Annotated in this window: 27 protein-coding genes; 23 read left to right on the plus strand and 4 right to left on the minus strand. The window is 24.4% G+C overall.

The features are described from left to right. Positions 1–81: 81 nt before the first annotated feature. The 15 genes from gltX (at position 82) to ACR34G_RS00910 (ending at position 11,543) form a co-directional block, all read left to right on the plus strand. Positions 82–1,485, plus strand: coding sequence for a glutamate--tRNA ligase (gene gltX / locus ACR34G_RS00840; RefSeq protein ID WP_436358892.1), 1,404 nt, complete (start codon positions 82–84; stop codon positions 1,483–1,485). Continuing rightward, positions 1,476–1,850 (plus strand): hypothetical protein, encoded by a 375-nt coding sequence (locus tag ACR34G_RS00845; protein ID WP_436358893.1) that lies wholly within the window; start codon positions 1,476–1,478, stop codon positions 1,848–1,850. The genes gltX and ACR34G_RS00845 overlap by 10 nt, the downstream gene beginning before the upstream one ends. Position 1,851: 1 nt before the next feature. Next, complete coding sequence (locus tag ACR34G_RS00850; protein ID WP_436358894.1) at positions 1,852–3,063, plus strand: endonuclease/exonuclease/phosphatase family protein; 1,212 nt, start codon at positions 1,852–1,854, stop codon at positions 3,061–3,063. Positions 3,064–3,114: 51 nt separating this feature from the next. Then, positions 3,115–4,218, plus strand: a complete 1,104-nt coding sequence (gene dnaJ / locus ACR34G_RS00855) for a molecular chaperone DnaJ (protein ID WP_436358895.1) — start codon at positions 3,115–3,117, stop codon at positions 4,216–4,218. Continuing rightward, positions 4,197–4,685: a Sua5/YciO/YrdC/YwlC family protein gene (locus ACR34G_RS00860; protein ID WP_436358896.1), complete on the plus strand. Its 489-nt coding sequence runs from the start codon at positions 4,197–4,199 to the stop codon at positions 4,683–4,685. The genes dnaJ and ACR34G_RS00860 overlap by 22 nt, the downstream gene beginning before the upstream one ends. A 1-nt stretch (position 4,686) precedes the next feature. Then, complete coding sequence (locus tag ACR34G_RS00865; protein ID WP_436358897.1) at positions 4,687–5,133, plus strand: RpiB/LacA/LacB family sugar-phosphate isomerase; 447 nt, start codon at positions 4,687–4,689, stop codon at positions 5,131–5,133. 109 nt (positions 5,134–5,242) lie between these two features. Further along, positions 5,243–5,824, plus strand: a complete 582-nt coding sequence (gene rplK / locus ACR34G_RS00870; protein WP_436358898.1) for a 50S ribosomal protein L11 — start codon at positions 5,243–5,245, stop codon at positions 5,822–5,824. A gap of 1 nt (position 5,825) precedes the next feature. Beyond that, entirely contained in the window at positions 5,826–6,515 is a 690-nt protein-coding gene (gene rplA, locus ACR34G_RS00875) for a 50S ribosomal protein L1 (protein ID WP_436358899.1), read from the plus strand. Between the two features lie 75 nt (positions 6,516–6,590). Further along, complete coding sequence (ylqF, locus tag ACR34G_RS00880) at positions 6,591–7,415, plus strand: ribosome biogenesis GTPase YlqF (protein WP_436358900.1); 825 nt, start codon at positions 6,591–6,593, stop codon at positions 7,413–7,415. Between the two features lie 9 nt (positions 7,416–7,424). Further along, complete coding sequence (locus ACR34G_RS00885; RefSeq protein ID WP_436358901.1) at positions 7,425–7,967, plus strand: DJ-1/PfpI family protein; 543 nt, start codon at positions 7,425–7,427, stop codon at positions 7,965–7,967. 235 nt (positions 7,968–8,202) lie between these two features. Then, positions 8,203–8,550, plus strand: coding sequence for an MG284/MPN403 family protein (locus ACR34G_RS00890; RefSeq protein WP_436358902.1), 348 nt, complete (start codon positions 8,203–8,205; stop codon positions 8,548–8,550). Further along, the gene (locus ACR34G_RS00895) at positions 8,519–9,673 is read left to right on the plus strand and encodes an MHO_1580 family protein (RefSeq protein ID WP_436358903.1); all 1,155 of its coding nucleotides are present in this window, start codon (positions 8,519–8,521) and stop codon (positions 9,671–9,673) included. Before ACR34G_RS00890 ends, ACR34G_RS00895 begins: the two co-directional genes overlap by 32 nt. After that, positions 9,645–10,082 carry an MHO_1590 family protein gene (locus tag ACR34G_RS00900; protein ID WP_436358904.1) on the plus strand — a complete coding sequence of 146 codons (438 nt, stop codon included), beginning with the start codon at positions 9,645–9,647 and terminating at the stop codon, positions 10,080–10,082. The genes ACR34G_RS00895 and ACR34G_RS00900 overlap by 29 nt, the downstream gene beginning before the upstream one ends. A gap of 8 nt (positions 10,083–10,090) precedes the next feature. Further along, a complete protein-coding gene (locus ACR34G_RS00905; RefSeq protein WP_436358905.1) occupies positions 10,091–10,306 on the plus strand; it encodes a phosphopantetheine-binding protein in 216 nt (71 codons plus the stop codon). Between the two features lie 13 nt (positions 10,307–10,319). Next, complete coding sequence (locus tag ACR34G_RS00910; protein WP_436358906.1) at positions 10,320–11,543, plus strand: Y-family DNA polymerase; 1,224 nt, start codon at positions 10,320–10,322, stop codon at positions 11,541–11,543. Between the two features lies 1 nt (position 11,544). Here the strand turns inward: ACR34G_RS00910 and ACR34G_RS00915 are convergent, their stop codons facing one another. Then, the gene (locus ACR34G_RS00915; RefSeq protein ID WP_436358907.1) at positions 11,545–12,264 is read right to left on the minus strand and encodes a PQ-loop domain-containing transporter; all 720 of its coding nucleotides are present in this window, start codon (positions 12,262–12,264) and stop codon (positions 11,545–11,547) included. Between the two features lie 128 nt (positions 12,265–12,392). Here ACR34G_RS00915 and pyrH point away from each other — a divergent pair, with 128 nt between their 5' ends. The 7 genes from pyrH (at position 12,393) to ACR34G_RS00950 (ending at position 18,053) form a co-directional block, all read left to right on the plus strand. Continuing rightward, positions 12,393–13,115: a UMP kinase gene (gene pyrH / locus ACR34G_RS00920; RefSeq protein WP_436358908.1), complete on the plus strand. Its 723-nt coding sequence runs from the start codon at positions 12,393–12,395 to the stop codon at positions 13,113–13,115. A 1-nt stretch (position 13,116) separates the two neighbouring features. Beyond that, positions 13,117–13,668, plus strand: coding sequence for a ribosome recycling factor (gene frr, locus ACR34G_RS00925; RefSeq protein WP_436358909.1), 552 nt, complete (start codon positions 13,117–13,119; stop codon positions 13,666–13,668). 8 nt (positions 13,669–13,676) lie between these two features. After that, the gene (locus ACR34G_RS00930) at positions 13,677–14,606 is read left to right on the plus strand and encodes a phosphatidate cytidylyltransferase (protein WP_436358910.1); all 930 of its coding nucleotides are present in this window, start codon (positions 13,677–13,679) and stop codon (positions 14,604–14,606) included. A 7-nt stretch (positions 14,607–14,613) separates the two neighbouring features. Next, positions 14,614–15,528, plus strand: coding sequence for a Cof-type HAD-IIB family hydrolase (locus ACR34G_RS00935; protein ID WP_436358911.1), 915 nt, complete (start codon positions 14,614–14,616; stop codon positions 15,526–15,528). A gap of 1 nt (position 15,529) precedes the next feature. Further along, entirely contained in the window at positions 15,530–16,192 is a 663-nt protein-coding gene (locus ACR34G_RS00940; protein WP_436358912.1) for a ribonuclease HIII, read from the plus strand. A gap of 213 nt (positions 16,193–16,405) precedes the next feature. Next, positions 16,406–17,728: an IS1634 family transposase gene (locus ACR34G_RS00945; RefSeq protein ID WP_436358913.1), complete on the plus strand. Its 1,323-nt coding sequence runs from the start codon at positions 16,406–16,408 to the stop codon at positions 17,726–17,728. 97 nt (positions 17,729–17,825) lie between these two features. Continuing rightward, the gene (locus ACR34G_RS00950) at positions 17,826–18,053 is read left to right on the plus strand and encodes a hypothetical protein (protein WP_436358914.1); all 228 of its coding nucleotides are present in this window, start codon (positions 17,826–17,828) and stop codon (positions 18,051–18,053) included. Positions 18,054–18,168: 115 nt separating this feature from the next. Here the strand turns inward: ACR34G_RS00950 and ACR34G_RS00955 are convergent, their stop codons facing one another. Together ACR34G_RS00955 and ACR34G_RS00960 are read right to left on the minus strand one after the other, a co-directional pair. After that, on the minus strand, positions 18,169–18,615 hold the full coding sequence (locus tag ACR34G_RS00955) for a hypothetical protein (protein ID WP_436358915.1): 447 nt from the start codon (positions 18,613–18,615) through the stop codon (positions 18,169–18,171). 344 nt (positions 18,616–18,959) lie between these two features. Then, the gene (locus ACR34G_RS00960; protein WP_436358916.1) at positions 18,960–19,274 is read right to left on the minus strand and encodes a hypothetical protein; all 315 of its coding nucleotides are present in this window, start codon (positions 19,272–19,274) and stop codon (positions 18,960–18,962) included. Between the two features lie 356 nt (positions 19,275–19,630). On the opposite strand from ACR34G_RS00960, the gene msrB reads away from it, so the two are divergent. Continuing rightward, positions 19,631–20,074: a peptide-methionine (R)-S-oxide reductase MsrB gene (msrB, locus tag ACR34G_RS00965; RefSeq protein WP_436358917.1), complete on the plus strand. Its 444-nt coding sequence runs from the start codon at positions 19,631–19,633 to the stop codon at positions 20,072–20,074. A gap of 63 nt (positions 20,075–20,137) precedes the next feature. Here the strand turns inward: msrB and ACR34G_RS00970 are convergent, their stop codons facing one another. After that, complete coding sequence (locus ACR34G_RS00970) at positions 20,138–20,920, minus strand: MAG0110 family membrane protein (protein ID WP_436358918.1); 783 nt, start codon at positions 20,918–20,920, stop codon at positions 20,138–20,140. Positions 20,921–20,966 lie beyond the last annotated feature (46 nt).

Raw genomic sequence — 20,966 nt, forward strand, 5'->3', positions numbered from 1 at the left:
AATAAAGAAGTTTTATTGCATTTATTCTATTTTTTTAAAAAATAAAATATAATATTTATAATTAATAACTAAGGAGAAACAATGAAAAAAATAAGAACTAGATATGCGCCAAGTCCAACAGGATATCTTCATATCGGTGGAGCAAGAACAGCTTTATTTTCATACTTATTTGCTAAGCATTATGGTGGAGAATTTGTTTTAAGAATTGAAGATACTGATGTTTCGAGAAATATTGAAGGAGGGGAAGAATCACAATTAAATAATCTAAAATGATTAGGGATTATTCCAGATGAATCACCCATAAATCCTAATTCAAAATATGGAAAATATAGACAAAGTGAAAAACTTGAGAGATACAATGAATTAGTAGATTGATTAATTTCTAAAAACCTTGCTTATAAAGCATATGATACTTCAGAAGAGTTAGAACAACAAAGACAAGATCAAGAAAAACAAGGGATTTTTAGTTTTAGATACGATAGAAATTGACTAAAAATTTCCAAAGAAGAAAAAGAAAGAAGAGATAAAAATAAAGAATATTCAGTAAGATTAGCTCTTAAACCTAACAAAGATTACGCTTGAAATGATATTGTAAGAGGGTCAATTTCTGTAAATTCAAATGATATTGGTGATTGAGTAATAAAAAAATCCGATGGATTTCCAACTTATAATTTTGCAGTTGTAGTTGATGATCATGATATGGAAATTACCCATGTTTTAAGAGGAGAAGAACATATTACAAATACACCTAAACAACTTTCAGTATATGATGCTTTTGGTTGAGAAACACCAGAATTTGGACACTTAACAATAATTACTAATATGGAAGGAAAAAAACTTTCTAAAAGAGATTTAAGTTTAAAACAGTTTATTGAAGACTATAAAAATGAAGGATATGTTTCTGAAGCTATTTTTAACTTCTTAGCATTACTTGGATGAACAAGTGAAGACGCACAGGAAATATTAAGTCACAAAGAATTAATTGAAAAATTCGATGAAAATAGATTGTCTAAATCTCCTTCAAAATTTGATATTAAGAAAATGGAATGATTTTCTAAACAATATATGAAAAATCAAAGTAACGCTATTTTAAAAGAACAATTACAACTAAATAGTGATTCTGATTGAAATGAATTATTTGTAGAAACATATAAACAAAGTGCCGCTACTTTAAATGAAATTAAAAATAATTTACTGATTTACAAGTCTCCAAAAAAATTAACAGAAACATTTATAAAGGAAAATCCTGTAAATTTAGAAGTTATCTCTGTTTTTTACAGTCATTTAAGTAAGTTAGATTTTTCAATTGATAATATTCAAAAAGCAATAGACTTAACAAAAGAACAAACAAAATTATCTGGAAAAAATTTATTTTTACCAATTAGAATTGCTTCTACACTTGAACAACATGGACCAGAACTAGCAAAAAGCATTTATTTATTTGGAGAAAACGTTGTTAAAGAGAGATTGAAAAAATGACTATAAAATTTGTTTCAACAATTATCAAGGATGATGATAAAAAAGTAATTGAATTTATTTCTCCTTTAGAATTAGATAAATGAGAAGAATTTGATGCATTTATTTTTAAAGATCCAAATACAAATATTGCTATAAGAATTGAAGTTTCAAAAAACAAAGTTAATATTTTTCAAAGTCATGCAACTGTTAATTTAGAGTTAAATAAAGAAAAAGTATGTCCTTTTAAAACTGAATATGGTGAGTTAGATTTCATTTATAAAATGACAAAATTAGAAAGAGAAGAATATTATATTTCCTTTTATTACGATTTATTTTCTGCTAAAGAAGAATTCATTTCAAGTTTTCAAATAGAATTATTTATAAATAGATAAAATGAAAAAATGAATTAAATGATTTTCTTTTCTTTCTTTACCTTTGGTTTTTACTTCATGTGGTTCAAAACAAGCACATCAAGAACCTATTACAAAGCAGACGCATCAGGAACAACCACCAAAAGAGAATGTTAACCCTTCTGTTCCAAACAATGATGAAAAAGAGCAAAAAGAATACAAAAAAAATATTGATTTAAACAAAAAAACAGATAATAATCAAGAATTATCATTTGATAAAATAAGAATTGGTCATTGAAATATTTTAAATCACACAGGAAAGCAAGATTGAAAAAATGAAGCAATAGCAAAAATTATTAATCACGAAAACCTTTCCTTAGTTGGTTTAACTGAAGTTACAATTGATAATGAGAATAATGAACTTGCTGTTTCTAAGATAATTGAAAAATTAAAAGAATATGATCCTGATGGAGATTGAAAATATTTATTAAGTCCTAAATTATTTGGTAAAGGTAAAGAATCACAGCAAGAATATATAGGTATAGTTTATAAAAATAAGTTTTTAGAACCGATTCCATTTGCTGGATATCAAAATAATAAAAACCCTTATTTAGGGATTCCTTATCCAAATCCAGAATTTACTTCTTACTTTAATAAAAAAGAAAAAACTGTTTATGCAAGACCACCATATGGAGCACATTTTAGAGTTAAAAATGAAAAACATAACGATTTTACCATAGTATTCTCTCATTTTGATTCTCCAGGACAAAAAAAAGGTGTTGAACCAGCAGCGAGCAGTTATTCCGGTCAAGGTCAATTTGAAATAAATGAAGCTAAAGAGCTAAAAAATGTTTTAAATTGATTTGATTTACAAGATGGTAAAAATAACGATATTTTCTTTATGGGAGACACAAATATAAAGGAAAATAACGGAGCAAAAGCATTTGACTTAACAATTAAAGTAGGATATAAAACATTACTTGATTGAAATTTAGATACAAGTCTTGGTAAGACTAATAAGTGATCACAACCATATGATAAAATCCTTTATAAAGGTGATTTAAAAACTTCTAACGCTCAAAGATTTGATATATTTTCTGTTTTTGAAAAAAATATTATTGAAGAAAAAGAATGAAAGAAAAAAGTTGATAAAAAACCTTCAAAGGATACCTTACAAAATTGAATTTTAAAAATTAGCGATCACACTTTAGTTTATACAGATTTAGATGTATCAAAAGATGATATAGATGAATAATAATATACAAAATTTTAGCACTCTAATATAAAATGTGCTAAAATTTTATTTATGAAAAAAAGAGATTATTATGAAGTATTAGAAATAAATAAAAACGCAACGGATAAAGAAATAAAAATAGCTTATAGAAAATTAGCTATGAAATATCACCCAGATAAAAATAAAGAAACAGATGCAGAAGAGAAATTTAAAGAAGTAAATGAAGCATATGAAGTTTTATCAAATCCAGAAAAAAGAGCACAATATGATCAATATGGTCATGATGCTTTTGATCCAAATGCACAAGCAGGTTTTGGTGGATTTGGAAATTTTGGTGGATTTAGCGGATTCAGTGACTTTTTTGGAGATATTTTTGGTGGATTTGGCAGAAGAAAATCAAGAGAAAATTATCCAGAAGATGGTTCAGATTATAAAATTGAATATTCAATAAGTTTTCTTGAATCAATTTTAGGAACAAGTATAAAGAGAAAATTCGATAAATATAGCACATGTAATAATTGTCACGGTAGTGGTGCAAATTCTACAGCAGATATTAAGAAATGTAGTACTTGTGGTGGAACAGGAAGTGTTACAAAAGTTATTAAAACACCTTTTGGAGCCATTCAAAATAGTGCAACTTGTTCTGATTGTTCCGGTAAAGGGAAAAGAATTCAAAAATTATGTAAATTATGTTCCGGTAAAGGAATTGTAAAAGAAAGTAAAGAGTTGACAGTTTCTATTCCTGCAGGTATTAAGGAAGGGCAATCTGTAGTTTTAAATGGATATGGTGGTCCCGGATTAAATGGTGGGCAAAATGGAGATTTATATATAGAAATAACTGTTAGAGATCATATACATTACACAAGAGTTGGTGATGATATTCATTTAACTGTGCCAGTTTCTGTAATTGATATTATTTCTGAAAATCTTATCACAATTCCAACACCATATGGAAATGAAGAGATTAGAATGAATAATTCTTATAAATCAGGTGATGTATTAACTGTAAAAAATAAAGGTTCTAAAAATCCAAAAAATAATTCTTATGGAAACTTAAAAATTCACTTACAATTATATGTTCCAAAATTATCAAATTCAGAGAAAAAAGCAATGGAATCAATTTTTTCAGGTGTAAAAGATGATCGAAAAAATAAATGATTGAAAGATTTTGATTAATGAATGAAATTGACAAATATAAAGATGTATTTATTACTACAACGGATACCGTTGTTGGCATAGGTATTCCTGTAAAAACAAAAAAAATAGATCTTTTATATGAACTTAAACAAAGAGATATAAATAAAAAAATAATAATTTTAGTTGCTTCTATAGAACAAGCAAGAGAATTTTGAGAATGAAATTCACAAGCAGAAGAGTTGGCTAAGAAATTTTGACCCGGAAATATAACTTTAATTGTTAATAATCAAGGTTTTAGAATGCCAAATCAAAAGGGATTACAGACATTTTTGGAAAAAACTGGTCCTTGTTGAGTAACGAGTGCAAATATTTCTGGTCAAAAAAATTTAACTATAAAAGAAGCACAAAAAGTTTTTAATAAAATAAAACAAGTTTATAATTTTGGAGAAGGAAGCAACGAACCTTCACAAATTATAAAAGTAGAAACATTGGAAAGATTAAGATAGTATGGAAAAAATTAGAGTAGCATTCGCAAGTGATCATGCTGGTTATGATTTAAAAGTAAAAGTTTTAGAATATGTAAAATCCAAAGGATACGAAGTAGAAGATTTAGGCCCTTTTAACGGAGTAGAATCAGTATCCTATGCAACATATGGTAAAAAACTTGGAAAATACTTACAAAGCAAAAAAGCAGACATAGGAATGGGTTTTTGTGGAACAGGACTTGGAATTTCATATGCTTTAAATAGATTCAAAGGAGTTAGAGCAGCAAGAATTACAAATGTTAACGATGCTTATTTAGCAAAATTACACAATAACGCAAATGCAATTGCTTTAAGTGGTAGATTTACAACTTTTGAAGAAGCAAAAAAAATGGTCGATGAGTATTTTGAAACTAAATACGAAGGCGGAAGACATCAAGCAAGAATTGATGAGTTAGATAAATTAGATTAATTTTAATTTAAAAAAAGCAAAATATGGTAAAATTTTAATTGCAATATTTATATTGCCTTAGTGGAAGAGAAATCGTTATTACCACCAAGAGAAAGAAAGGAAGCTCGCAATGGCAAAAGAAATAGTTCGTGTTGCTAAATTGCAATTTAATGCTGGACAAGCTAAACCTGGTCCTGCATTAGCTGGTTTAGGTATTGTTATGCCTGAATTTACAAAGCAATTTAACGATCAAACAAGAGATAGAGGGAGCGAACCAGTTCCTGTAGCTATCACAATATATAAAGATAAATCATTTGATTTTAAATTATTCACTTCACCTGCTTCATATAAAATTAAACAAGCAGCTAAAATTCAATCAGGTTCTTCAAATTCTAAAACTAAAATTGTTGCTACAATTACTTTAGAACAATTAAAAGAAATAGCACAATACAAATTAGTTGATTTAAACACAGATTCATTGGATAAAGCTATGCAAACAATTGCAGGAACAGCTAAAAATATGGGTGTTTTAGTTGAAGGTTGAGACGATGTTGTGGCTGCTAAAAAAGAAGCTGAAAAACAAGCTAAAGCAAATGCAAAAGCTGCTGCTTCAGCTGCTAAATTAGAAGAAGATGCAAAAGCTGCTGCAGAAAATAAAGGTTTTGTAGATGCAGAAGTTATAAAAGAAAAACAAGAAAGTGAAGAAAACTAATATGAGAAAAATTGGTAAAAAACTTCAATCTGCAAGAGAACTTGTAGAAAAAGATAAAGTTTATTCTTTAGAAGAAGCAATGGAGTTAGTAAAGAAAACTTCATATGCAAAATTTGATGCATCAGTAGATTTAGCAATTAGATTAAATTTAGACACAAGAAAAGCAGACCAACAATTAAGAGGTGCTGTTGTATTACCTAACGGAACAGGAAAAAATATTAGAGTTTTAGTAGCAACAGATAATCCTGATATGCAAAAATCTTCAAAAGAAGTAGGAGCAGATTTAGTTTATACAACAGGTGAATTAGAAGAAGCTTTAAAAAATGATTTATTTGATTTTGATGTAATGGTAGTTGATCCAAAAATGATGCCTGTTTTAGGTAAATATGGTAAAAAACTTGGACCAAAAGGATTAATGCCTAACCCAAAAACTGGAACAGTTACTCCTACACCTTCAAAAGCTGTAGAAGAACTTAAAAAAGGTAAAGCAAACTATAGAGCAGATAAATCTGGTATTGTTCACTCATTAATTGGAAAAACTTCAATGAGTGCACAAGCATTAGCAGAAAATGCACAAACATTAATTTCATTAATTAAAAAATTAAAACCAAGTGTAGTTAAAGGTGCATATATTTTAAACTTAACAGTTTCTGCTTCTATGGGACCTTCAATTAAAATCAAGTTTGATTAATAATATACAGAAATTTCCTATAAATTAGGAAATTTTTCTTTCTTATTTTTTTAAAAATACATTATAATAATTGATATGATTCAATGATTCCCAGGCCATATGGCAAAAGCGATGAAACAAATACAAGAAAAGCAAGTTTTAGCAGACTTGTTTTTAATTGTTTTAGATGGTAGAGCTCCAATAAGTAGTTACAATGAAGAATTTGATAAAATATCTCCTTCTAAACCTAGGTTGTTTGTAATTACAAAAAGCGATATGTCAGATAAAAGCAAAATAAATAAAATTTTATCAAGATTTAATAGTGAAAATTCAAAAGTAATTTTTGTTAATTTAAAAGAAAATAGCAGCAAAAAAATAATTTTAAAAGCTATTAACGAACGATTAGAAGAGAAGAGAAAAAAAGATTCTGCAAAAGGTTTACTAAAACCACGATTAAGAGTTTTTATTATGGGTGTTCCTAATAGTGGAAAATCTACATTAATTAATTTAATTTCAAATGCAAAAACTAAAGTTGGAGATATGCCAGGAGTAACAAAAGGACAACAGTGGATAAATGCAGGTGATATACAATTATTAGATACTCCTGGTATTTTATGACCTAAATTTCAAGATGAATTAATAGGGATTAAGTTGGCTATAATTGGTTCAATTAAACCTGAAATAATACCAAAAAAAGATTTTTTTAATTTCGGTTATAAACTTCTTTCTGAATATTATCCAAATAAAATTATCGACTTAGGTTTAACTCCTTCAACAGATGAAACAGAAATTTATAATAATTTATACAAACTAGGCAAAATTAAACTTTTTTTAACTAAAAATAATCAACCAGACTTAGAAAAAACTATGCAATGATTTATAATATATCTACGAAAACTTACAAATGTTACATATGATTAGAAAGGGACTATGAATAATAAATTACTTGTTTTAGTTCAAGATGATTTTCAAGATTTTGAATTAACTGCTGTAACTACAACTTTAGAAAGAGCAAAAACTTTTTCAGAAATAATTTTTTATAACAATAATGAGTCAAGAGAATATATAGGGCAACATAAAATTGTAAAAATACAAACTAAAAAAGAAATTGATTTAAGTGAATTTTCAGCTATTTTTATTCCAGGTGGTAAGGGAGCAACTTATTTAAGAAAAGATCTTAAAAATTTAAATATAGTTAATCATTTTTTAGAAAATAAAAAATGAATTTTTGCTATTTGCGATGCACCTAACGCCCTTTTTGAAACAAAAATTTTTGATGATAAAACCGAATATGTAGGTTTTCCAAATCAATCTAAAAAAGGGAAAAAATTCCAAGACAAAAACATAGTGCATTTTGATAAAATCATAACTGCTAAAAGTGCTTTTTATTCATTGGAATTTTCACTAAAAATAATTGAAATTATTCAAGGACCTGAAGTTAAAAAACAAATTTTAAAACAACTAACAGGATAAAAAATAAACAGAATTTTTATAGTTTTAAATTAAAATATTTTAATAGGATAACTATCGATAAGAAATACGAAAATTTAATTTCAATATTTTCTTAAAAAACCAAAAAGTGTCAAAAATATTAGGAAAATTGCCCTATTTTTCCTAATTTTTTCCTTTTTTTATGATTTTTTTAAAAATATTTAAAAATTATAATGGGTAGAATATTAAAAAATTACCCAAAAAAGGAGAAAAAAATATGGCAAAATTACATAGAATCATTACTTTCGTAGAGAAAAGAAAATTTATGGAATTAATTATCTTAATGCATAATAAATTAAAACTAGAACAAAGTTTAGAAATAAATTTAGATCCAAATAATCAAAACAAAATTGTTGCTGAAAAACCAGTTTCTATTTTCGAAAAAATAATGGACTTAATTGAACCAGAATATTCTTATATTTTAAGAAAAGAATTTCTTGAAAATAACAAAAACTGATTTAAAAAACATTGATCAAAAAGTACATACTATAAAAATATTAACAAAGCAATCGACAGATTCTTATTTTACTTATATGGACAATATCCAGCATCTATCTGAGTATAAAGAAATAAATGAAATAGAATCAGTTTTTGAAGTTAAAAAAAGTAAAATCATTTCTAAAAATACACCAATGGGTGAAAGACATTTTATAGAAATAAAAAGAAACATTATTGATGACACATTTTCAATTAAATCTACATATTTTTCTAGAAATCAAAAGAAAGTAGAATTTAGTATCCAATTAAATAACCAACCTTTAGATTTTTCTGTAATTAAAGAGATAAATGAGGAATCTTATGAAAATTTTATAATTCCGTTTTTGGAATTTAAAAAAAATACTTTTTCAGATATTAAAACTTTAAGTTTAGTTAGTTCAATAGAAAATAAGAAAGAAGATCCTTTGATTGTAACTCAATTAAAATTAGTTAAAAATCCACTTTTACAAAAAGATTTTTTTGTAGATGATAGTATTAAATTTAAATCAGTAAAAGCTCTTAGAACTTCAAGTTTTGCAAACACTATAAATGATAAATATCAAAATTCTTATGATAAATTACTTTATAACAATTTAGTATTTTATCCTACAAAACTAAAAGTAGGAGAATACAACGAAACGTTATTTGATGTAGTTGCATATAACGATGCATATAATGAAGAACTTATAGAAAGAGATTTAAATTTAAAACCTAAGTTTGTTGAAAACTTACCAATCGAAAATCAAGAAAAACTAAATTTATATTTTGAAAAAAATGATAAAGTTGAGTTTATTAATGGTAAAAAAGTTATAGGAAAAATCAAAATTGTAGATAATACATATTATGATTTTGAGAAAAAAACCACTGTAAAGGGCATAAATAGTTATTCTAAGCGAGGTTTTATTATTCCCTATAATTTCTCAGGAGAAATCTTTCCACGCATTAAAATTGATATAAATAAAGATTTCGAAGACATCACTTTGAGTTATAAACAAAAAATTAAACATAAATTTTTAGATAAAAATGATGGAAAAGTAAAATTTTATATTTCTAGTTATAAAGAACCTAGAATTTCAGAAGTGGATCATTATCTAATAAAAAATAGTCAATTTAAATTTTTATTAGATACTACAATTACTCTTGATGGATTAAAAAAATTATACAAAAAAGATGAAGAAGAAATTGTCGAAAATAAAGGAAATTCTCTTTAAAAAGAAAAAAATAATTTTATACTCTTCTCTTTCTGTTGCTTCTGTTATTGCTATAACTATCCCAGTTATATATTTAGCTTTAAAAAGCGAAGATTCTTCAAAAAATAAAAAAATTACAAATAATAACGAATCATTTTTCTTAACTGAAAATGATATTTTCCCAGAAGTTGATGCAAGAGAATATTATGATTATATTGAAATTGAAAATGGAGAACCTGTAATAAATGATAAAATGATTTCTTTTTTTATAACAGATATTATAAAAAGACTTGGTGTGTCTTATGGTGATATAAAGTTTAATTACAAATACGAAAATAAAAAAAGTGTTTTAGTAGAGTTTATTTGGATTAATGAAGATCAAAAAGTTTATAAAAATTATCATTTAAATATAGAAAATAATGATATATAATTTATTTTATGAAAGATTTCGTTTTTGAAAAATTAAAAAAAATTACAAATAAAAAATTCACTGAAGAAAGTGATATTTTTGAAATTGGAGTTGATTCTCTTGACTTAGTTGAAATGATAACAGATATTGAAAGTGAATTATCAATATCTATTTCAGATGAAGAATTAATGAAAATATCAAAAATAAAAGACGTTATAGTTCTTTTAGAAGAAAAGAAACAATAAAATACATTATAAAATGTCAAATAAAAAAGTTATATTACATATTGATATAGATTCTTTCTTTGTGTCTGCAGAGAGAAAGAATAATAAACTTTTAGAAAAAAAAGAAATTGCTATAGCTTACAATAGAAAAAATTCTATTGTTGTTTCGTTGTCTTACGAAGCGAAAAATAAAGGTGCTAAAGTTCCTTGATTATTGTCAAAAGTAAAAGAAATAATTCCAAATATAGTTGTTGTGGAACCAAACTATAATTTATATTTAAAAGAATCTGAAAATTTTTTTGATTTTTTAAAAAGAAAATATACAAAAAAAATTGAAATCATTTCTATTGATGAGTGTTTTATGGATGCTACTGAATTAGTTAAAAAATTTAATAACAATTTAAATTTTATGATTTCTTCTATTCAAAATGATGTAAAAAAATTTTTAGATTTGCCTATTACAATTGGTGTTTCTTATAATAAATTTTTGGCAAAAATGGCAACCAATTTAGCTAAACCATTTGGTTTAAAAATATTAGAGCAAAAAGATATTAAAAAAGAAATTTTACCATTATCAATCGATAAATGTTATGGTATAGGAAAATCTTCCTATATCAAATTTCAAAATTTAAAAATTTATACTATTGAAGATTTTTATAAAAAAATAAAAAAAGATTTAGCAATAAATAAAAAGGTTCATAAAAGAGATTTCGATCTTTTAAATAATTTAGAAAACAACGATGATGATTTTGTAAATTATAAGTATGAAGAACCTAAAGGAATTTCACAACAAATATCTTTTGATGCTGATAATTGGGTTACAGAAAGAAAAGTTTTATTAGAAAGTATAAAACATATTTCCAGAACAATTTGTTCTAATTTACAGAGAAAACAATTATTTTCAAAAAATTTATTTTTAGTGATTTATACAGATTTAGAAAAAAAATCCAAAAAATTGACTCTTTCTAATTTAACAAATAATGAAGAAGTTGTTTATAATCATTTAAGCAAAATGCTAGATCAAATATGAAATGAACAACCAGTTAAGTTTATTACTTGTGGTTTTAATAATTTGGTTGCAAGTTTTTCACAAATAAGCATAATTGAAGAAGAAGGAGAAAATAAAAAAATTCAAAATTTAATAACAAAATTAAATAATAAATTTTATAAAAAAACCTTTATGTCATTATCTGAACATAAAGATAATAAAATTAAAAATAAAGAAACTACTTATAAAGGTTTTGGTGTAAAGAAATAGTTTATTTATGCTTTATTTTGGCTGATTTTTCTTTTAATAACAACACTATTTGTATTGTATAAATTATCATTGCAATTGCTTGAACAATTAAAATGTAAATTATATCTACTTTTGTTATTAATCCTGTTGAAAAACCAATGATGAATCAATAAATTTCTCAGCTAAAATTAATTAAAAACCCTAAAATTAAAGTAATAAGAGATAAATCTTTAACATTTCTTGTTTTGATAATCATAAATGTTTGTGGCGCAAAAGCAAAAGAGGTTCCTGATGCAGCAGCTATTCCAAAAATAGCATCAGCAATTGAGTTCAATTTTCACCCGTTGTGATATGCAATCGAAGCAAAGCAAATTACTCCTATATTATATATTGTTGATAAGAAAATAAAAGGTTTATAAAATTTTGATTCTCTATACTTTAAAAATAAATTAATAGTAATTGTTAAAAGAACTAAAGAAAGTAAATTGGCAACTACTAATTGAATTTTTTTAAATTCAAGTAAAGAAGCATAAATTGATCATAAAGTAACCCCAAAAAAGAAAATAAAGAAACTTAATAAATTAACTTTCCCGCTTTTTTCTTTAAAAGTCTTTATTAATTGCGGAACTGCAAAAGCAACCGTAAAAATAACTCCAAATCAACCGAAAATTTCTCCAAAAATTTCTGTCATTAAATTGTGCCTTTCTAGTTTTAATGTTTTTACCTTATGAAATTTTATCATTTATTGCATTATTTTTTTAAATAAATGAAAATTAAATCAGTTTCTTTTTTTAATATATTAAATAATTTATTAGTTTTTTATTAAAAAAGTATTAAAATTTAAATAAATAAATTATAAGTTGGTGAATAATGGAATATAAATATAAGAGAATTTTGTTAAAACTTTCAGGAGAAAGTTTAGCAAATAAAGAAACTAGGTTAGCAATTGATAATAACATGGTAAAAAAAATTGCAAAACAATTAAAAGAAGTTATTAAAATGGGAATCGAAGTTGCTGTTGTTGTTGGTGGCGGAAACTTTTGAAGGGGAGCTTCAGCTGAAAAAAACGGAATTTCCAGAAATAGAGCTGATTATATAGGGATGCTTGCAACTGTGATGAATGGTTTAGCATTACAATCAGGTTTTGAACAGGAGGGTTTATCTGCAAGAGTATTGTCTTCTATAAACTTTGATAAAAGAGTTTCAGAATACTATATTAATGAAAAAACAGATAAATATTTATCACAAAAAGAAATAATAATTTTTGTTGGAGGAACAGGAAGACCATTTTTTACAACAGACACTGCAGCCACTTTATTTGCTTCAGAAATAAATGCTGATGTAATATTAGTTGGTAAAAATAATGTTGCAGGAGTTTATGATTCAGATCCAAAATTAAATCCTAATGCACAATGATTTGAAAAAATAACATATGATGAAATTTTAGAAAGAAATCTAAAAGTAATGGATTCTACATCCTTTTCTATGGCAAAAGATAATAATATTGAACTTATAGTTTTTAACATAAATGAAGAAAATTCAATTTTAAGAGCTATAACAGGAGAAATAAAACATACAAAGGTAATTAATTAATATGGAATTAGATTTATATTTATTAGAATTTGAAGAAAAAGCAGAAAAAGTTATTGATAATTTTGAAAGACAATTAACTAAAATCTCTACAGGACGGGCAAATCCGCAATTAGTAGCATACATAAAAGTTAATTATTACGATACATTAACTCCTATTGAACAATTAGCATCAATTTCAGTGCCACAACCACAACAATTGTTAATAAAACCATTTGACATTTCTTCTGTTAAAGAAGTTTATGCAACATTAGTAGCACATAATTTAAATATTCAAGTAGCTAACGAAGGGCATCAAATAAGATTAACTTTTCCACCTTTAACTACAGAAAGAAGAAGAGAACTAGTTAAAAGTTTATCCAAAACCATTGAAGAAGCTAAAGTTGGAATAAGATTAATAAGACAAGAAATAAATAAAGATGTTAAAAAAGATGAAGAATTAAGCGAAGATGAGCAAAAAAGATATTTAGAAGTTATTCAACAAAATGTTGATAAAAAAATTGATTTAATTTCTAAAATAGCAGATGAAAAAGAAAAAGATTTAATGACTATCTAAAGAATATTATGAAAATAGAAAATAAATGAAATTGCCTTCTAAAAAATAAAATTTTAGTAAGAACAATTGTGGTATTATTGATTTTTTTAATTTTATTTCCAAGTTTTTTTTCAATTTATTTTTTGGGAATTGGTGGAAGAATTTTTGGTTTACTCTTTTTTATTGTTTTAAGTTCTTATGGTTCATACGAAATTCTCAAAAATTTTAAAATTAAAAAGTTGATATTCATTCCTTTAATTGTTTTATCCAATATGACTTACTTTTTATCTATAGATAATTTCTTATCAATAGTTAAAGATGGTATAAATCATTTTGAAGATTTAATTTCTTATCTAACATTAGATTTAGAAACTGGAATATTTTTAATTTCTTTATTTATTTTGCTTTTAATTATTAGTTTTATTGATAAAGAAACACAAAATGTTTTTAACTATATATTAATTTATTTAGTACTTTCTTCAATTTCTTTATTTGGAAAATATTTATTTATTTTTAATGTTTATAGTGTTTATGCTATTCTTATAATTGGATTTATTGCAGGAATTTCCGATACTTTTGGTTTATTTGGGGGTTCTTTACTGGGCAACAAAATTTTTAAAAGAAAATTAGCACCAAAGATTTCGCCTAAAAAAACTTGAGAAGGAGCAATCATTTCTGTTTTATTTTCTGGAATTTTTACTTTTTGTTGTTTATATTTTAGTTCCATTTTTCCTTTTGCAAACAATGAAAAAATAATTTTTGCATTAGTTATGTCATTGATTTTACCAATTGCTTCGATTCTAGGAGATTTATTATTTTCATTAATAAAAAGACATTTATCTATAAAAGATTTTTCAAATTTATTGCCCAATCACGGCGGGATAATGGATAGATTTGATTCAACATTTTTAGTTCTTTTTTGTTTGGTTATAGGAATTTTAATAATTAATATTTTTTAGGAGAAAGATGAAAAATAAAAAACAAAGATATTTATTTGCTTTGGACTTAGATGGTACAGTTTTAGCAAATTCAGCAACTGGAGAAATGCATCCAGACACAATAGAAGCAATAAAATTAGCAAAAAGTCAAGGGCATGTAGTTTGTATAATAACTGGTCGTCCATGAAGAAGTACTAAACCAATTTATGAAAAATTAAATTTAGACACAGTTGTTGGTAATTACAATGGTGCTCATATTCATAATCCTGTTGATGACTTTTTTATTCCACAAATTCATTATCTAAATTTAAACGAAATGCTTTATATTTTAGGGGATAAAAGGGTAAAAAAAGAAATTTCTAACATTGCAATTGAAGGACCAGGTTGAGTTCAGCTTAAAAAAAGAGATGAGGCTTTAGAGAGAGTTTTTGGATTTAGTGATTCTTTAAAATTTACTGTAGGAATTAATTTAAATAAATTACCTTTAAAACCAACAGGAATTGTTTTTGATGTAAAAGAAACTACTGATGTATATGAATTAAAAACCTATTTAGAAAGAAAATTCGGAGATTTAGGGGAATTTTCTTCTTGATCAAAAGGTGAAGGTTTAACACCTGTATTTGATATTACTTCAGTTGGAGTTAATAAAGCTAAAGTTGTTTCTTTATTAATGAGATATTACGATATAGATGTAGATAATACCATAAGTATTGGTGATGGTTATAATGACGTTTCGATGTTTCATGTTACAAATGTTGCAGTTGCTATGGGAAATAGCGAACAAAGAATTAAAAGAATTGCAACAGTAGTCTTGAAAAAAACAAATAAAGAAGGTGGTGTAGGACACTACATTAAAAAATTTTTAAAAGATCCAAGTAAAGAAAAAGAAAAAAGCAAAAAAATAAGAGAATCTAGAAATAACAAAGAAGCAGAAATAACTTAAAATGATTGATGGAAAAATCGGCTGTGATGAAACTGGAGTGGGTGATTATTTAAGTCCATTAGTCGCTGCTGCAGTTTTAATACCTAAAGAAAATTTGGAAAAAATTTCTTTATTAAATATTAAAGATTCCAAAAAAATAACAGATTCTAAAATTATTGAACTTACTCCTAAAATAAAGGAAAATTGCTATTTTTCAATCAGTTTTTTAAGTCAAAAACAATATAATTATTTATCTAAATTTCTGAATGCAAATGAATTAAAAATGTTGTTACATTTACAAAATATAAATAAACTAGAAAAAAAATATACAGCAAATGAAGTTATTATTGATCAATTTTCTACAACAAATTCCATTAATAAATATATTAATAAATTAGTGAATTCATCACTACAAGTTACAACAATTAAATCTAAATTGAAACTAGAAACAAAAGCAGAAGACAAATTTTTAGAAGTTGGCTGCGCTTCAATTATTGCAAGAGAATTTTTATTGCAAAAAATGGAAGACCAAAACCAAAAATGAAACTTTAAATTTTTATTAGGTGCTACTAAAGATGCAAAAAAATGTGCATTTGAATTTGTAACAAAATACGGATTTGAAAATTTAGATCAAGTAGCTAAAATTAACTTCAAAATTACAGAAGAAATTAAAGAAAATTTATAAGCTTTATAATGAAAAAGGGCAAAAAAACACAATTTTTTCATTTGAAAGCTCATTTTTTATAAAATTTTTGTTTTTTTTCTATAATTATGTAGTTGTTTATCCCGTCTTTCCCAGTTTACGGGATTTTTTTCTTTTTTTTCATATATTTAATACTATGTATTAAAAAAAATATTTTTTTCTTTGAAAATCTTTCTATTATGGTATAATTACAATATGAAAAATCATTTTATACTTGAATGTAGTAATGGGAATGCTAAATATGCAACCGTTGTAAAATATTGAGAAAATAAAAAAGGTTATAAAAAAATTGCAAGTTTAGGAAATATTGAAAAATTAGAAAAAATAAATCCAAAATATTTAGAGATAATGAGAAAGAAATTGAGAGAAATTGATCCTAAAAACTCAGCAGAAGAAATAAAAAATATTTTATTAAGTGAAATTAAAAAAGATAATATTGAAAAATTTCTTAAAATGACTGAGATAAATCTAATTTACAATGTTGTCAAAAAATTAAATATTTTTGGTTCATTAAAAGAAAGTAAACATAAAGATTTAGAAGGAATTTTAGAATATCAAATAGCTTCAAAAATTCTTTATGAACAAAGCATTTTCCAAAGATTCAAAAACAAAGAAAAATTCGATAATAAAATAACAACTTCTAAAAATTCTTTTTATAGATTTCTTGATGTTTTAGTTGATAATGAAAAAGAAATTTTTTCCAATTTAAACAACATTATCACAAATGAAACAGGAAGAGATATCGAATTAGTTTTTTATGATTCTTCAACCGTTTATTTTGAATCTTTTCAAAGAAATGGACTAAGAATTCCGGGTTATTCTAAAGATGGAAAATTCAAAGAAGATCAAGTTGTTATAGGAATGGCAACAGATAATAATGGTATTCCGATTTTTATAAAAGTTTTTAAAGGAAACACAGCAGATTCAAGCACAATGATTCCTTTTATTGAAGAAATGAAGAAAAATTACAATCTCAAAAAAGTCACTATTATTGCAGATAAAGGAATGTCAATAAATAAAAATCTCCGTTATTTAGAGCAAAAAAACATTGATTTTATAATTTCTTATAGGTTAAAATCATCAAGCAAAGAATTTAAAGAATTTGCACTTGAACAAGAAGGTTATATTGATATAAACAAAAGCTTGAAATACAAAGAATATCACTATAATTCCCATTGAAACGGAAAAAGAGTAAATGAGACAATTAGAAGAAGAATTGTTGCTTTTAGTAAATCAAAAGCAAAAAAAGATTATGAAGATAGACAAATATTAATTAAAAATTTTCAAAAAAGACAAAACAAAATTGGAAGAGTTAGTGCAGAAGAAATTATAGGAATTAAAAAATATAAATTTTTTAAAAGAGTAGGGAAAATGGAATTCGAACTCGATTATGAAAAAATCATAGAAGATGAAAAATTCGATGGACTCTATGTTTATGAAACTTCTAGACTAGATTTAAGTCCAGAAGCAAATTATTGAAATATATCACAAACAATGACAAATTGAAGAGAATTTTAGAACACTAAAAAACACACTAAAAGTTAGACCAATTTATGTATGAAAAGATTCTCATATTTTAGGACATTTTATACTTAATTTTTTAGCATTAGTTGTATTGAAATATTCCATTTTCTTAATAAATAAATTTTATAAAGAAAATGGACTTGTAGATAAAATAACAAATGATAAATTCATTGAAGCATTCAACTCTCAAACAAGTGTTGTAACTGAATTTAAAGGTGAAATAATTAAAGTAGAAACTTTAAATTATAAAACCGATGAAAACAACGATAATATCAAGTATTGATACGATATAAAAAGAGTTTTATCAAAAATGGTATAAAGAAAAAACAAAAACAATAAAATCAACCAAAAAAATGGTTGATTTTGTCTTTTTGCTATTAACTGGGAAACTGGGAAAAAAGTTAATATTTTCATATTAACTTTTAGTTTTTAGATTACTTCTTTTTCATTTCTTTTAATCAAATAATTGTTAAAATATAAACAATTATTGGTCAGAATGAGAAAATAATACCTAATATTTGTCCCACAACAGGGATAAATGAAATAAATCCGTTTGTAATAATTAATATCATTGCAGATAATCAAATAATAAAGTATTTTTTGTTAAGTCCGTTAGTTGCATTTTTTACTTGTAATGCATTAGTAAATCCAAGAATTGTTAAAATTAAAATAACTATATTAGCAATCATTGTAACAATAGACATTATTAGAGTTGTACCTACTAATGCTACTTCAGCAGCAACTTTTGATTTTTCTACTGTTCCTGCTGCAATAACTAAACCTACTATGAAAAGAATTATTCCTGAAAAGGATAATACTAAGTTAATAATAGAAAAATTCTTTAAGTTCTTGAATTTTTCTTTTAAATTAATTGTTTGCAAAAATAATCTCCCTTTTATATTTTATTCTGAAAGTTTAAAAATATAGAATTATATAAGTTATATTGAATTTGATATTTTTTAAATTCTTTTTTTATTAATATATTTCACTTTCAAATAGTATTATACAAAAAAAAAAAAAAACAAAATTTTCCCCAAAAAACCATTTTGAATAATTGAATTTTATTTAAGATGATAAATAAAAATGGTATAAAGAAAAAGGAAAAAGTTAAAAATAAATTAAAAAATAGTTAATTTTTGTTTTTTTTGCCATTAACTGGGAAAGTTGAGATAAAAAATCCATTTATACTTACAAAAGCATAAATGGAAATTTTTTGACTAATTAATTATCTTTTAATTTGTTTATGATTTAATAATTCAACCGGTACAATAACTATTAAAATTATACTCATAGGTAATAAAGAACCCAATATTCCTGATAAGTAAATAGAATCTTTATTTATAGGATTTGGCAAAAAAGTTCCTATTGCAAAAAGAATAACAATTATTAAAAAGAGCAAACCAAAGAAGATAAAAAAGTTTTGTATATATTTTTTAATATTTCATTTTTTATCAAATTCAAAATCAATATTATTTTTGTTTTTTATATAAAATATTAAAGGAAATAAAGAAAACAAGAATTTATTTACTTTTTTATTCATTTTAGAAATTCATAATCACTGATAAAAAAATAAAAATACCATGACTACAAAACAATAAAATCAAGTAAAAAATAAAAATATTAAAGTAATAATTCTTGTGCTAATTTTGTCAAATAAAGATAAAAAAGATAATATGAAACAAATCACAAAAGTTAATTTAAATATAATTGAATATAAACTAAATAGATGAATTTGTTTTAATTTCATTTGAAAAGAATCTCCCTTTTATTTTTATATTTTCATTATATACCTTTCTTGGTGTGAAATTTAAGAAAATTTCAAAAATAGTATTTTAACAATATTTTTTGTATATATTGAACATTTTTGTTCTATAATAAAAAAAGAAAGAAGGAACAATGGAAAAAATAGATAAAGAAAAAAGATTAAAAGAATTAAGTGATCTTGAATATAAAGTTACACAAGAAGGTTATACTGAAAGACCATTTACAAATAAATATGATAAGCATTTTGAAGAAGGTATTTATGTGGATATAGTAGATGGGACTCCTTTATTTAAATCTGATGATAAATATGATTCTGGTTGTGGTTGACCTGCATTTTCCAAACCTATTGAAGAAGATATCATTACTGAACACAATGATTTTTCTCACAATATGATTAGAGTAGAAGTAAAAAGTAAAAATGCTAATTCTCATTTAGGACATGTTTTTACTGATGGGCCTAAAGATAAAGGCGGATTAAGATATTGCATTAATTCAGCATCTTTACGTTTTATCCCTAAATATGAAATGGAAAAAGAAGGTTATGGAAATTATTTAAAATTATTTGATAAAAAATAACTTTTATAAAGGAAAAATAGTTGTTTTAGAATAAAAAAAGAAATATCTAGTCGATATTTCTTTTTAACGTCTAAGTATAAACAACATGTCCAAAAAGATTCTTATAAATGATAAAAGTAGGTTTAAACCAAAAAGTAAAGATCTTTTTAACATTATTGATTTTATTTCTTGTTCGTCAAAATTTGTAGAAATGATAATTGAAGCTTCTCTTTGAATTATGTTAAAGTTGAATCCTATTAAAATTCAAGAAACAGCTATACTTATTACTGAAATTACTGTAATAATAACGTTGTTAGAAATAAATCAAGTAATTATAGATAAAACTAACATCATAACAATACCAATATAAACAAATATTCTTCATTTAGAAAAATCAATTATATTGAAATATCCTAAAAATCCAAAAACCGCAATTGATAAAGTAGGAATTAACATAGCTAATAATATATATGAAATTGCATTAGCTTGTTCTGTGTTGACTACTTGTAAAATAATGATAGGTATTCAAAATGATTGAAGTAGTATAGTAACAATATAAGCTGCAACTAATAAAAATATATTTTTCGTTTCACTATTGCGAGCTAGATAACTTATTAATGCAAAACATACTAAAATTATGACTAAGTGAATTAATCAGTAAAGATTAGAAACAGCTAATCTAAATATTAAATTTAAATAAGCTGTTTTTACTGCTTCTATAGCAATTGTTGCATAGGAAAGTAAAAATATAACTGCTAATCCAAAAGTTAGTCATAATAGAGAGTAAAACACCATTCTATTTTTTAATTTTTTTTGTGTATGATCTAAAGATACATTTATATTTTTTTGACTTTTATTTATTAACATAATTAATAATTATAACACATTGTTATCTGAGAAAAAATACCTATTT

Origin of the sequence: Mycoplasma sp. 480, from assembly GCF_051353065.1 — a bacterium.
Lineage (GTDB): Bacteria > Bacillota_I > Bacilli_A > Mycoplasmatales > Metamycoplasmataceae > Mesomycoplasma_A.